The organism is Streptomyces sp. NBC_01433, assembly GCF_026340105.1.
Taxonomy (GTDB): domain Bacteria; phylum Actinomycetota; class Actinomycetes; order Streptomycetales; family Streptomycetaceae; genus Streptomyces.
This window is the reverse complement of record NZ_JAPEPM010000001.1, coordinates 3674350-3686862: the sequence shown is the minus strand read 5'-3', so window position 1 is coordinate 3686862 and position 12513 is coordinate 3674350. Positions and strand designations below refer to the sequence as shown.

Genomic DNA, 12513 nt, shown 5'->3' with positions numbered 1-12513 from the left:
CTCCCCCACCTAAGGACACCCGCCATGCACCGCGCCTTGATCGTCGTGGACGTTCAGAACGACTTCTGCGAGGGCGGCAGCCTCGCGGTGGCGGGCGGCGCCGATGTCGCCGCCGCCATCACCGACCTGATCGGCGAGGCCCAGGCCGGCTACCGCCATGTGGTGGCCACCCGTGACCACCATGTCGACCCGGGTGACCACTTCTCCTCGCAGCCCGACTTCGAGCACTCCTGGCCGGTGCACTGCGTAGCCGGTACGGAGGGGGTGGGCTTCCACCCCAACTTCGCCCCCGCCGTCGCCTCGGGCGCCATCGACGCCGTCTTCGACAAGGGGGCGTACGCCGCGGCGTACAGCGGCTTCGAGGGGCTCGACGAGAACGGGGTCGGCCTCACCCAGTGGCTGCGCGACCGCTCCGTCACCGAGGTCGACGTGGTCGGCATCGCGACCGACCACTGCGTCCGGGCCACCGCCCTGGACGCCGCCCGCGAGGGCTTCACCACGCACGTACTCCTGGAGCTGACCGCCGGGGTCGCCGGGGCGACCACGGAGCGGGCGCTGGAGGAGCTCCGTACCGCGGGCGTGAAGCTCTCCGGCAAGCCGGTCGTCGCCGGTACCCCGTAGGGCGGGGCCACGCGCGCGGGCTGGGCTACGCGGCCGGGCGGGCCGGGCCCGCGTATCCGGCGGGGCCCAGCAGGGCCCGTATGGGGTGCCAGAGCTCCTGGCCGGTCTGGGGCGCCGCCCGCCACAGCAGGCCGTCCGGGTGGTGCAGTACCGCCGTGATCTCGTCCGGCGTGGGCGGCTGGGCATTGCCCCGGAGATAGACCGCGCGCAGCCCCAGGTTGCGCAGCCGGGTCAGGGCGCGCGCCCGGTTGGCGGCGTGCACGAGCACCCGTACCGGGGCTCCGGGCCCGGCTCCGTCCGCCGGACGGGTGAGGGTGAGTGCCACCACCACCGTGCCGTTGGGCAATCTGCAAAAACCTCCGCCGGCCATGCTCCGCGCTCCCCCATGAGACGTCGTGTCAATAAGGATATGAACAAGACGCACCTAAACACGAACGGCCGCCGCCCGCTAGAGGGCGACGGCCGATCATGCTTTGACCTGCGGTGATACCGGATTACTTGGTCGACGGACCAACCTTGACGGTCATCGTGGAGCCGCTGAGCGGCTCGCTGACGATCGAGATCCGGGTGTTGGTGTCAGAAACCTTGACGCTGCCCGTCGGGTTCTCCTCGTACCAGTACGTCCCCTTGCGGTCGTCGAAGACCGGGACGCCCAGCGACGGCTTGATCCGCAGCGGCACGTCGGCGTTGTGCAGCGTGAAGCCCTGGTTCGGCCACCAGCTGAACGGCGCGTCGAACGGCTGGATCTTGTTGCGCAGGACCGTGCCGTCCTTCCACTTCAGCGGCTTGGCGTGCGAGTCGATCGGCAGGATCAGACCCTGGCCCGGGTGGACGGAGGTGTTGTTGTCCTTCTGGGAGGTGTCCCAGAGCCACACCATCAGACCGTTCTGGTAGGCGTAGTGCTCCACCCAGTCCGGACGGGACTTCGAGAAGCCGAAGTTGTACGGGCCGACCTTGAGGGTCTTGTCGAACGACACGTACTGGCGGTTCTCGGCGATGTAGTACTGCGGGTAGTCGTTGGTGAACGACTCACCGATCCGCGAGAAGCCCTTGGCGGTCCAGCCGTTGTCGTCGGCCTCGGCGTTGTCCGTGAACAGCGCGGCACCGTCGGCGGTGACCGTGATGGCGTCGGCCGTGAAGCCCTTGCCGCCCGCGCCGCCGTCCGTCTGGTAGCGGAAGCGGAGGTCGATCTTCTTGCCCGCGTAGGCGTTCAGCGGGAAGGAGAGCTTCTTGATGGCGCCCGAGACACCGGTCAGGGCCGGCTTGTCGCTGGCGTCGCGCGGGAGCGCCTTGCCGTCGGCCGTGCCGTCGAGCGCGGTCCAGCTGGTGCCGCCGTTGTCCGACACCTCGGTGTAGAGGTAGTCGTAGTCGGCCTCGATGTCGTACCAGCCCGAAAGGTCCAGCGACGCGGCGGACTTGCCGGTCAGGTCGACCGAGCGGGTCAGGGTGTTCGCCAGGTTGTCACCCATGTCGCTCCACCACTGCTTCGAGCCCTCGGCGGGCTTGGTGACAGTCGTGGTGACGGCCTTCTCGGGCAGCTCGACGACGAGCGCCTGCTTGTTCTTGGTGTTGTACTCCGAGACGCCCAGCTTGTGGGTCGACTTCGTACCGGCCTTGGCCTTGTCGTAGTCGAGCCAGCCCAGCTGGAGCTTGTCCCACGAGGTCATGTCGCCCGGCAGGTTGCCGATCTCGCCGGTGCCGGTGCCGAGCCAGGAGCCCGCCGACATCAGGGACCAGAAGCCGACCGAGTTCTCGCCGTTGTTGGTGGTGTCGTAGAGGTCCGGCAGACCGAGGTCGTGGGCGTACTCGTGGGCGAAGACGCCCAGGCCGCCGTTCTCGGGCTGCGCGGTGTAGTCACCGACCCAGATGCCCGTGTCGCCGATCTCGGCGCCACCGGCCTTGTTGCCCGTCGGGCCCGTGGCCCCGGCGTTGGTGCCGTACGCGTACCAGCGGTGCGCCCAGATGGCGTTGGTGCCCTCGGCGCCGCCGCCCGCGGACTCGTCCTCACCGGCGTGGACCAGCTGGAAGTGGTCGATGTAGCCGTCGGGCTCGTTGAAGTTGCCGTCACCGTCGAAGTCGTAACGGTCCCACTGGTCGTACTCCGCCAGGTCGGCCTTGATCTGCTCCAGGGTGCGGCCCTTGGCCTTCTGGTCGGCGACCCAGGCGTTGACGCCGTCGCGCACGGTGTCCCAGACGTTGGCGCAGTTGCTCGCACCGCAGTAGTTGGAGCCGTAACGGGCCTCGTTGTACGGGACCTTCACCCAGTCCGAGACCTCGCCGTCGACCGAGTAGCGCCCGGAGGACGTCTTCTCGTAGTAGGTCTTGAGCGAGTTGACGCCCTTGCCCTCACCGAAGTAGAGCTCCTGGAAGTGCTTCTGGTTGTAGTCGGCCTTCCAGGCGGTGCTGTTGTCCTTCGCCGGGTCCGGCTTGGCTATCTTGTTGTGCGCCGGGCCGGGCGTGCCGCCGTACTTCGGGACGGGCGGCTTGGGGCCGTCACCGTCCGGGTCGACCATGGTCGTGTTGTCGACCTTGTCGCCGAACTCCACCAGGATGGTGAAGATCTTGTCGGTCTTCTCGCGGCCGAGCTCGACGTACTTGTTCTTGCCGAGCTTGACGACCTTGGAGCCGCCGCGGGTCGACACCTTCTTGTCGCCGGAGAGGACCTGCTCCAGCGCGGCCTGACGCTGGGCGTCCTGCTTCTCGCTGAAGGGGCCTTCCAGGTTGTGCTCCTGCCCCTTCGCCGACCCCGGATCGCGGCGGTCGACGATGGATGCGCCCGAGCCTGACGTCTTGTCATCTGCCTGGGCCGTGGCGAAGGCCGACGCGGTCGCGGCCGTCGCGGCCATGGCCACGACAACAGCGGTGGCGCGAAGCGCCCGTCTCTTAGTGGTCACTTGATGCAGTCCTCCCCGGCGTCCGCGACCGCGGCCAAGGGGGGTGAAGAAGGGCCGCGCGCGTTCAACGCGTCACAAGTGACGACATTTGATCGGAGTTACGAGAGAAAAGACAGACCTTGACTTGAACAGACCAAGTGCACTATGCAGGAGCACCTTTCCGGTATCCGGACGATCCACAACGGCAACGGGCGCGCCGACCCGTCCGGTTGGCGGGGCGCGTGACTCCGTGCGCCCCCTGTGCACCGACGCCGCGGGTTAGGCCGTGCTTACTACCGGCCCGGCTCGGGCATCCACCGTCGTAGAGTCGCTTGACCGGACGACCGTGCGACCGTGCCGGGCGATTCCGATTGAGCGACCGCCCCATCCGATGTCCCTAGGACGGATACCGCCATGCCGCGTCCGACTGCCGCACAGCTCGTCTACGGTTCGGTCACCGTCGTCTTCACGACCCTCGCCACGCTGCTGCTGTCCCGGACGGACACGGGCGTCGGCGTGGCCGTCATCTGCGCCGCCGCGCTCGCGCTCGGTCTGCTGGTGGCGGTGACCGTACCCGCCCCGCAGCGCGGGAAAACGGTGCGCGGGGCCCGGACGGCAGAAGCGCGCGCCACCGCCGCCCGTACGCGACAGGCCCTGGACGGGATCGGCGCGGGGATTCCCGCGGCCCACTCCTCCGAGAGCGCGGGGCAGCACTCGCTGCGCCGCTGAACCACCGCCGGGCGCCGGCCACCCGCTGCCGACCGCCGACGGCCCGTATCCGCGGCCGGGCCGCGTCACGGGACACTGACGACCACGGTCTTCGCCGCCTTGTCCTGGAGCCCCTGCCGGTAGGGCTTGTCGGTGAACATCAGCACGATGTTGATCAGCCACCACAGACACGGGCAGCACAGCAGCGCCGGGAGCCACAGCACCACGGCCCGCATCAGCGCCGAGTTGATGTCCGGCACCCGCCCGTCGTTGAGCATCGCGACGCGCAGCTTGAGCAGACGTTTGCCGAGGGTCCGGCCGTCCTTATGGGTGAAGTACGTGTCGTACGCGACGTAGACCACCAGCGCGATCAGCGACCACACCAGCTGATGCCCGCTGTACGAGTTGCTGACCGCGTCGCCGAATCCGTCGTCGCCGTTGTCCGACGTGACGTCGATCGCGCCGCCCCAGGGCAGCGAGATCAGATACAGCGGGATCGAGATGATGAGGAAGTCGATCAGCCGCGCCACGATCCGCTTGCCCGGCTGGGCGAGCGGCGGCATCCCGGCCAGCGGATCCACCCCGCCGAAGCCGCCGCCGTAGCCTCCCGGGTCGTACGGCGGTGGCGGGGGCGGCGGAGGGGCGCTGCCGTACGGCGAACCCGCTGACGGCGGCGGGGGCTCCTGCGGCTTCTTGAGGAACGGATCGTCGTCCTCGGGCGGCTGGCCGGGCGTCGGCTGGTCGTTGCTCATGGGGGCAGTGCACCCCGGCCCACCGGCGCCCGCAACGGCTCAGGTGCGTTCGGGGGACGGGGCGTCGGCCCACGAGCCTAAGGGCGACCGTTCGGTTCGGCGCGTTCGGTTCGGCCGGTCCGGTTCGCCCGGTCCGGGTCGCCCGGTCCGGGGCGGACAGTTCAGCCCGCTCAGCCCGCCACGAAGGTGCGGGCCGCCTTGTCGTGCCAGCACTGGCGCCAGGGGCGGTCGATCAGGCACCACAGCACGTTGACCACGCCGATGACGAGGATGCCCAGCACCCCGTAGACCAGCCAGCGGCGCAGGGCCGCTCCCATCGTGGGTGAGTCGTGGGACTCGATGTCACGCACGTCGAGGCCGAGGAGCTTCTTGCCGAGCGTACGGCCCCACTTGGCGGTGGGCAGCGCCTCCAGGACGAACCCGAGCACCAGGAACGCGCCGAGCACGGCCCCGAACAGCCCGGCGGTGGTGCCGTCCACGAGCCAGACCGTGACCGTCTCGCCGGACTGCTTCGCCGCGGTGATCTTCTCGTCGATGTGGTCCAACGCCCGGGTGACCAGCGGAAAGCTCACGGCACCGACGACCGCGCCGAGCACGAGGGTGTCGAGCAGCCGGGCGGCGAACCGCTTGCCGAGCCCGGCGGGCCTGGCCGACGTCTGTGCCCTGGCGAGCTGCTGGAAGGGGTCGTCGACCGGGGGCTTCCAGGGCACGACGGGCTGATCGGCCCCGACGGGACCCTGCTGCTGGGTCGGCATCTGCTGGACCGGCATCTGCTGGTGGGCCTGCTGCGGCGGGTGCTGATGCTGTGGCGGGAGCTGCGGCTGCTGCTGCGCCTGGTGTTGCTGTTGTTGCTGCGGCTGCTGTTGCTGTTGCTGTTGCTGTTGCTGCTGTTGCTGCTGTTCGGGCTGGGCCAGTTGGTGTGACTGCCGCGCCCAGGGCGCCGGGGATACGGGCACGGGCACGGGCACGGGGTTCAGTCCGGGCACCCGGACCGGGCCCTGGGTCGCGGCAGGCACCTGCGCGGACGGCAACGCGGGTGTCGGCGCCGGGGCGTGTACCTGGGGTTGGGGCTGGGCGGGCCGCGGGGCGTGCGGCGCCTGCGGGGTCAGCGGGATCCGGGGCGGACGCGGGGTCTGCGGTGCCTGTGACGCCTGCGGCCCCTGCGGCGTGGGGCCCGGGGTGAGCGCACGGATCGTCAGCGTGCCGTCGGCGGGCGCCGGTCCCGCGTCGCGCGGACGCGGCGTGCGGGCTTCACCGCCCGGCCCCACGGCGCGGATCGTCACCGTACCGTCGGTCGGCGGACGGTCCCCGTCACCGCGACGGCCACCGGTGTCACCGCTCTCCCGCGTCGCCGGAAGGGCACCGCGCGTCGGGTCCGGTGCGCCGGGCGTGCGCGGGTCCACCGGAGCCGGAGCCGGAGCCGGGGCCGGAGCCGGAGCTGAGGCCGGGACCGGAGCCGCAGCGGACGTGGCCGGAGCCGGAGCGTCCGGCTGCCCGGACACCGCTTCCGGGCCGCCCCAGGAGACGCGCCGGTCGCGCTCGCCGCCGAAGCCGGTCTGCCGTGAGGTGTCGGCCTGCCAGACGGAAGCGGGTTCCGGCTCCGGACGGCCGCCGCCGCCCTGCCCCTGCTCGCCCGGTCCGCCGGATCCGCCGGATCCGCCGGATCCGCCCGGCTCACTCTCCTCGTCGACCTCGTCGAAGAAGATCGGGCCGGTCTCCTCCACCGGGGCGGCGGACGCGGTGGCCGGCCGCGGGGCGGCCACCTCGCCCGAGGGCCGCGGCACGGATGCGGTCCCGCCCTGCTGGGGCGCGGGCCGACTCGTACCGGGAACCCAGGACGCGCCGTTCCAGTACCGGACATATCCGGGGATGGAGGGGTCGGGGTAGTAGCCCTCGTGGGGGCTGTCGTCACCGGGTGCCGGGGTTGGGGCGCTCATCACCGTGGTCCCGTATCTCTTCGAGGCCTCAGACCGTCCGGCACAGGGATGCGGACGGCCTCAATACAAGGGTCCACATCTATCAGACACCCACGTGTCCACGGGCCGGTCCCGCCGTTTGGGACCACTTTCCACGCCGTCCGAAGTTTTTTTGAAAAGTCGCGTAATGGATGGCGAGGAGGGCGCTCTCTCCTTGTGCGGGCCGGTCATGGGACCGGTCCACGAGCACCGGAAGGTCGTGCACCGACATGCTGAACGTCGTGGAACGCGAGCTGGAACTGAAGCTGGTCCTGTCGCCCGAGCGCTCCATCCCCGTACCCGCCCGGCTGGTGTACCGCGCGGATGACCCGTACGCCGTGCACATCGCCTTCCACATCGGCTCCGACTCCCCCGTGAACTGGACCTTCGCCCGGGAGCTGCTGGTGGAGGGGGTGTTCCGGCCGTGCGGGCACGGGGACGTACGCATCTGGCCGACCAAGATCGACGACCGTAACGTCATCTTCGTCGCCCTGACCTCGCCCGACGGCAACGCCCTGCTGGAGGTGCCGTCCGCCGCCGTGGCCGCGTGGGTGGAGCGGACGCTGCGGGTGGTGCCGCCGGGGACGGAGAGCGAGCGGCTCGGCATCGACGACGCGCTCGCCGAGCTGCTGGCGCCGCTGCCGGCCGACGACCTGTGGCTGAGCGACCCGTGGCCCTCGGACGAGTCCCCGTCGCAGGACGGTGAGGTGTGAGGGGCGCGCCTCGCGCGCCGCGCCCGGACGATTCTGCCGGGGTTCCAGAAGAGTTCGCGTGGGTTTCAGAGGAGTTCGCCGGGGTTTCAGAAGAGCTTGCCGGGGTTGAGGAGGCCGAGCGGGTCGAACGCCGCCTTGATGCCGCGCTGGAGCTCCACGCCGGTCTCGCCCAGTTCCCGGGCGAGCCACTCCTTCTTCAGGACGCCGACGCCGTGTTCGCCGGTGATGGTGCCGCCCAGTTCGAGGCCGAGCGCCATGATCTCGTCGAAGGACGCGCGGGCCCGGCGGGACTCGTCGGGGTCCAGGTGGTCGAAGCAGACGGTGGGATGGGTGTTGCCGTCGCCCGCGTGGGCGCAGACGCCGATGGTGAGGTCGAACTTCTCGGCGATGGCGGCGGTGCCCGCCAGCATCGCGCCGAGCTTCGAGCGCGGTACGCACACGTCGTCGATCATCGTGGCGGATTTGACGGCCTCCAGCGCGGTGAGCGCCATCCTGCGGGCCCGGAGCAGGAGTTCGGACTCGGCGGCGTCATCGGCGGGGACCACCTCGGTGGCGCCCGCGGCCGTGCACAGGTCACCGACGGCGGCCAGGTCGGATGCCGGGTCGGGCGTGTCGAAGGCACAGAGGAGCAACGCTTCGGTGGATTCGGGGAGGCCCATGTCGGCCATCGCGTTGACCGCGCGGACGGTCGTACGGTCCATCAGTTCGAGGAGTGACGGAGTGTGTCCGCGCTCCATGATCCGGCAGACCGCGTCGCAGGCGGCGGCCGCGGAGGGGAATTCGGCGGCGAGGACGAGCTGCCGCGGAGGCTTCGGCTTCAGCGCGAGGACGGCCTTGACGACGATCCCCAGGCTGCCCTCGGAGCCGACGAGGAGACGGGTGAGGTCGTATCCGGCGACTCCCTTGGCCGTGCGGCGGCCGGTGGTCAGGAGCCGCCCGTCGGCGAGGACGACATCGAGACCGAGGACGTATTCGGCGGTGACCCCGTACTTCACGCAGCACAGGCCGCCGGACGCGGTGCCGATGTTGCCGCCGATGGTGCACATCTCCCAGCTGGAGGGGTCCGGCGGGTAGTGGAGGCCGTGCTCGTTCACCGCGCGCGTCAGGACGGCGTTGATGACACCCGGCTCGACGACGGCGATCCGGTCGACCGGGCTGATCTCCAGGATCCGGTCCATCTTCACCAGGGAGAGCACGATGCAGCCCTCGGAGGCGTTGGCCGCGCCGGACAGGCCGGTACGGGCGCCCTGCGGGACGACCGGGACACGCAGCGCGGTGGCGGTGCGCATGACGTGCTGGACCTGCTCGACCGTGCGCGGCAGCACGACGACGGCCGGGGCACCCGCGTCGCAGAAGCTCGCCATGTCGTGGGCGTAGGAGGCGGTGACGTCCGGGTCGGTGATCAGTGCCTCGGCGGGCAGGCCCGCGCGCAGTTGTCCGAGGAGATCGCTCATGATCCAAGACTGGCACCCGGGGCCAATGGTGTGAACCCGTCTGCGACGGCGTTCCCAAGGAGCGGTGTGCTCTTCGTACTGACGCAGAGTGATCGCCATGGATGTCACGCCGCAGCAGGACCCGGAGCCCCGCCAGCCGCCCGAGCCGTCCCCTTACCCGCCGAAGCCCGAAGGCGCGAGGGATGTCCCTCCCCACTCCACGGATCCCGAAGGCGCGACCGCGGTCCCGCCGCCGCCTCCCACGCTCCGTACGACGCTGCGCAGGGCCGTGCTCGGCACGGTGGCCGCGGCCGTACTGGTCGCCGGTGCGGTGGTGGCCGTTCCGGACGGCGACCGGGACAGGGGCCCGAAGGTGCCGGGGCCGGTCGAGCGGGCCCGTGCGGCGGCGACCGAGGGCTCCCCGGCCTCGCTCTCCGACCTGACCGCGCTGATCGGGGACCGGCAGAAGTGGGTGGGCGAGCATCCGGCCGACGCACCGTCGTGGGCGCTGCTCGGTACGGCGTACGTGGAGTGGGGGCGGCGGTCCGCGGACGCGGCGTACTACGCGCGGGCCGAGGAGGCCCTGAAGCGGTCGCTGGAGGCCCAGCCCGGTGAACTCGGCAACGGGGACGCCTGGGTGGGCCTGGCCGCGCTCGCCAACGCGCGGCACGACTTCGTCGCGGCGAAGCGGTGGGGCGAGACGGTACGGGCGCGCGAGCCGAAGTCATGGAGCACGTACCCGGTCCTGATCGACGCGTACAACGGCCTGGGCGACTACAAGGCCGCGGGCAGGGCGACGGAGAAGTTCGGGCAGCTGCGCAAGGGCGTTCCGGCGCTGGCCCGGACGGCCGACATGTACCGCGCCCAGGGCTGGCGCGAGGACGCCCTGGCCACCGCCCGGGAGGCGTCGGACCGGGCCACCGCCCCCGCCGAGAAGGCGACGGCCCTGCACCGCCTCGGCGACCTGGCGTGGGAGCGCGGCGAACCGGAGGAGGCGGTGGCGCAGTACGACGCGGCGCTGCACACCGACGGCGGCCACCATGTCTCCCTGGCGGGCCGGGCCCGCGCCCTGACGGCCCTGGGCCGCACGGACGAGGCGCTGGCCGCGTACCAGGCGGTGGCGCAGAAGCTCCCCAGCCCGGAGTACGTCCTCGAACTGGGCGAGCTGTACGAGTCGTTGGGCCTGGACGGCGACGCCCGTACCCAGTACGCGAAGCTGCGCACGCTGCTGTCGCGGGCGAAGGACGCCGGGGTCAACGAGTCCCTGCTCCGGGCGCGTTACGAGAGTGACCACGGTGACGCGGACGCGGCGGTGGAGCTGTTGCGGGCGGAGTGGTCCCGGCAGCACCGCAGCGCGGCGGTGGCGGACGCGCTGGGCTGGGCGCTGCACCGGGCGGGCAGTTCGCAGGAGGGGCTGGAGTACGCGCGGCGGGCCGTCGACACGGGCATCCGCAACGCCTCGTACGCGTACCACCTGGGCACGATCGAACGGGAGCTGGCCAAGTACGGTTCGGCCCGCCGTCATCTGGAGGAGGCCCTGCGCACCAACCCGGCCTTCTCCCCGCTGGCCGTGCCCCGCGCCGAGGAGGCGCTGGCGGCCCTGGGCGAACCCGCGTCGGGCGGCCCGAAGGACATGCGGCCCGAACCGAAGCCGATGGCCGAGCCGCAGTCGCAGTCGCGGCCCGAGCCCGAGCCGACGAAGGCCGCCCCGTCGAAGACGGCGGCCCCGTCCCCCGCCCCGTCGAAGGCGAGGCGGGGCAGCCCCGAGCCGCAGCGGCCGGGCGCGGCGGGGCCGCCGCCCGCGTCACCGGCGAACCCGTCCGCGGCGGGGTGACCGGCGCACCACCCGCACCGCCGCGCACCGGCCGGTGCGGGTGCGGTCGACGGCGCCACGGGTGCTACGCGCGGCGCCCTACCAGGGAATCTCCCGCAGCTGCTGCACGCACAGCACGACGAACAACAGGCCGGCCGCCACGAGCATCACGTTGCTGAGGAGGCCGTTGCGCCATTCCCTCGGCGTACGCGAGGAGTTGAGCAGCCACACCAGCGTGAGCGCCAGGAACGGCATGAAGAACGCGCCGAGCACTCCGTACACCACGACCAGTCCGAACGGCTCGTCCAGCCAGAGCAGCGTCATCGGCGGGAACGTCAGCCACAGCAGATACGCCCGGAAGGGGAGGGAGCGCTCCTTCGTCCCGGCCGCCACCTCCTCCACCACCGTCCCCACCGCCTCGCTCGCGCCGTCCGCGGCTCCCGCGCGGTCGCGCCGGAAGCGGTCGACGAAGTCGGCGAACATCAGGCTCACGCCGTTCCAGACGCCGATGAGGGAGGAGAAGGACGTGGCGAAGAAGCCGATCAGGAAGAGCCTGGCGGTCGTCGCGCCGTAGCGGTCCTCAAGGATCACGCCGAGGTCGATCAGACCGCGGTCCCCCTTGGTGAGCGCGAGCTGGGAGGAGTGCAGCAGCTCCGCGCCGACGACCAGCATCGCCACGACGAAGATCCCGGTGGTGATGTAGGCGACCCGGTTGTCGAGGCGCATCACCTTCATCCAGGAGGAGTTGGTCCAGCCCTTGGCGTTCACCCAGTAGCCGTACGCCGCCATGGTGATCGTGCCGCCGACGCCGCCGATCAGCCCCAGGGTGTAGAGGAGCGAGCCGTCCGGGAGCACGGGTGCCAGCCCCGCGAAGGACGCGCCGACGTCGGGGCCGACGCGCGCCGCGACGTACACGACCACCACGAACATCACGCCGACGAGGACGGTCATGACCTTCTCGAAGACGGCGTACCGGTTGAACCAGACGAAGACCAGACCGATCAGGCCCGTGATGATCGCCCACGTCTTGAGGTTCGGACCGTCCGGGAACAGCGCGACGATGGGCAGGGCGGACGACGACATGGCCGTCGCGCCGTAGATGAAGCCCCAGATGACGACGTAGACCGCGAAGTAGACGGTGGTCCACGGGCCGAGGCTTCGCCACCCGTCGAAGAGGGTCCGCCCGGTGGCGAGATGCCAGCGGCCGGCCGCCTCGGCCAGGGAGATCTTGACGACGCAGCCGATGACGGCCGCCCACATCAGGGTGTAGCCGAACTTGCTGCCCGCGATCAGCGTCGCGACGAGGTCACCGGCTCCGACCCCGGTCGCCGCGACGACGATGCCGGGACCGATGTACGTCCAACTCGACTTGCGCGGCCGGGCCTGGAGAGTCTCGTTACCGCTGCCGGTATCGGTGTCGGTGTCGGTGCCCCTGCCGGTATCGGTATCGACACTGCTCTCGGTACCGCTGCCGATGCCGCTGTCGGTCGCTTCTGCCATCGCCGACGTCCTCCCGCTCGTCCCCGGATGTGATCCAACTCACCAAAGCGGGAGCGCGAGTGTTACGCAAGGGGGCCGGACGCGAAGGGCGGGGCACCCGGTCCTCCGGATGCCCCGCCCTCGTACCGCGGCCCTGCCGTTCGCC

At 71.1% G+C, this 12513-nt stretch carries 10 protein-coding genes; 4 read left to right on the top strand and 6 right to left on the bottom strand.

Features of this window, described 5'->3' with window-relative positions; genetic code table 11:
- Nucleotides 1–24: 24 nt before the first annotated feature.
- A complete protein-coding gene (locus tag OG413_RS16665) occupies nucleotides 25–621 on the top strand; it encodes an isochorismatase family protein (protein WP_266806379.1) in 597 nt (198 codons plus the stop codon).
- A gap of 25 nt (nucleotides 622–646) precedes the next feature.
- Here the strand turns inward: OG413_RS16665 and OG413_RS16660 are convergent, their stop codons facing one another.
- Complete coding sequence (locus tag OG413_RS16660) at nucleotides 647–991, bottom strand: hypothetical protein (RefSeq protein WP_266806378.1); 345 nt, start codon at nucleotides 989–991, stop codon at nucleotides 647–649.
- A gap of 124 nt (nucleotides 992–1115) precedes the next feature.
- Nucleotides 1116–3515 (bottom strand): immune inhibitor A domain-containing protein, encoded by a 2400-nt coding sequence (locus OG413_RS16655; RefSeq protein ID WP_266806377.1) that lies wholly within the window; start codon nucleotides 3513–3515, stop codon nucleotides 1116–1118.
- 393 nt (nucleotides 3516–3908) lie between these two features.
- On the opposite strand from OG413_RS16655, the gene OG413_RS16650 reads away from it, so the two are divergent.
- A complete protein-coding gene (locus tag OG413_RS16650; RefSeq protein WP_266806375.1) occupies nucleotides 3909–4223 on the top strand; it encodes a hypothetical protein in 315 nt (104 codons plus the stop codon).
- A gap of 65 nt (nucleotides 4224–4288) precedes the next feature.
- Here the strand turns inward: OG413_RS16650 and OG413_RS16645 are convergent, their stop codons facing one another.
- Nucleotides 4289–4954, bottom strand: a complete 666-nt coding sequence (locus OG413_RS16645; protein WP_266806373.1) for an RDD family protein — start codon at nucleotides 4952–4954, stop codon at nucleotides 4289–4291.
- A 170-nt stretch (nucleotides 4955–5124) separates the two neighbouring features.
- The gene (locus tag OG413_RS16640) at nucleotides 5125–6891 is read right to left on the bottom strand and encodes an RDD family protein (RefSeq protein WP_266806371.1); all 1767 of its coding nucleotides are present in this window, start codon (nucleotides 6889–6891) and stop codon (nucleotides 5125–5127) included.
- 248 nt (nucleotides 6892–7139) lie between these two features.
- Here OG413_RS16640 and OG413_RS16635 point away from each other — a divergent pair, with 248 nt between their 5' ends.
- Nucleotides 7140–7622 carry an SsgA family sporulation/cell division regulator gene (locus OG413_RS16635; protein ID WP_266806369.1) on the top strand — a complete coding sequence of 161 codons (483 nt, stop codon included), beginning with the start codon at nucleotides 7140–7142 and terminating at the stop codon, nucleotides 7620–7622.
- An 86-nt stretch (nucleotides 7623–7708) separates the two neighbouring features.
- Here the strand turns inward: OG413_RS16635 and OG413_RS16630 are convergent, their stop codons facing one another.
- Complete coding sequence (locus OG413_RS16630; protein ID WP_266806367.1) at nucleotides 7709–9076, bottom strand: FAD-binding oxidoreductase; 1368 nt, start codon at nucleotides 9074–9076, stop codon at nucleotides 7709–7711.
- Nucleotides 9077–9173: 97 nt separating this feature from the next.
- Here OG413_RS16630 and OG413_RS16625 point away from each other — a divergent pair, with 97 nt between their 5' ends.
- Nucleotides 9174–10889 (top strand): tetratricopeptide repeat protein, encoded by a 1716-nt coding sequence (locus OG413_RS16625; protein ID WP_266806365.1) that lies wholly within the window; start codon nucleotides 9174–9176, stop codon nucleotides 10887–10889.
- 78 nt (nucleotides 10890–10967) lie between these two features.
- Here OG413_RS16625 and OG413_RS16620 read toward each other — a convergent pair whose 3' ends face one another.
- A complete protein-coding gene (locus OG413_RS16620; protein ID WP_266806364.1) occupies nucleotides 10968–12368 on the bottom strand; it encodes an Nramp family divalent metal transporter in 1401 nt (466 codons plus the stop codon).
- Between the last annotated feature and the right edge of the window lie 145 nt (nucleotides 12369–12513).

What these genes read in the sequence shown, in the direction of transcription:
- OG413_RS16665 (WP_266806379.1), top strand. Translation starts at nt 25, where the DNA reads ATGCACCGCGCCTTGATCGTCGTGGACGTTCAGAACGACTTCTGCGAG.
- OG413_RS16660 (WP_266806378.1), bottom strand. Translation starts at nt 991, where the DNA reads ATGGCCGGCGGAGGTTTTTGCAGATTGCCCAACGGCACGGTGGTGGTG.
- OG413_RS16650 (WP_266806375.1), top strand. Translation starts at nt 3,909, where the DNA reads ATGCCGCGTCCGACTGCCGCACAGCTCGTCTACGGTTCGGTCACCGTC.
- OG413_RS16645 (WP_266806373.1), bottom strand. Translation starts at nt 4,954, where the DNA reads ATGAGCAACGACCAGCCGACGCCCGGCCAGCCGCCCGAGGACGACGAT.
- OG413_RS16640 (WP_266806371.1), bottom strand. Translation starts at nt 6,891, where the DNA reads ATGAGCGCCCCAACCCCGGCACCCGGTGACGACAGCCCCCACGAGGGC.
- OG413_RS16635 (WP_266806369.1), top strand. Translation starts at nt 7,140, where the DNA reads ATGCTGAACGTCGTGGAACGCGAGCTGGAACTGAAGCTGGTCCTGTCG.
- OG413_RS16630 (WP_266806367.1), bottom strand. Translation starts at nt 9,076, where the DNA reads ATGAGCGATCTCCTCGGACAACTGCGCGCGGGCCTGCCCGCCGAGGCA.
- OG413_RS16625 (WP_266806365.1), top strand. Translation starts at nt 9,174, where the DNA reads ATGGATGTCACGCCGCAGCAGGACCCGGAGCCCCGCCAGCCGCCCGAG.
- OG413_RS16620 (WP_266806364.1), bottom strand. Translation starts at nt 12,368, where the DNA reads ATGGCAGAAGCGACCGACAGCGGCATCGGCAGCGGTACCGAGAGCAGT.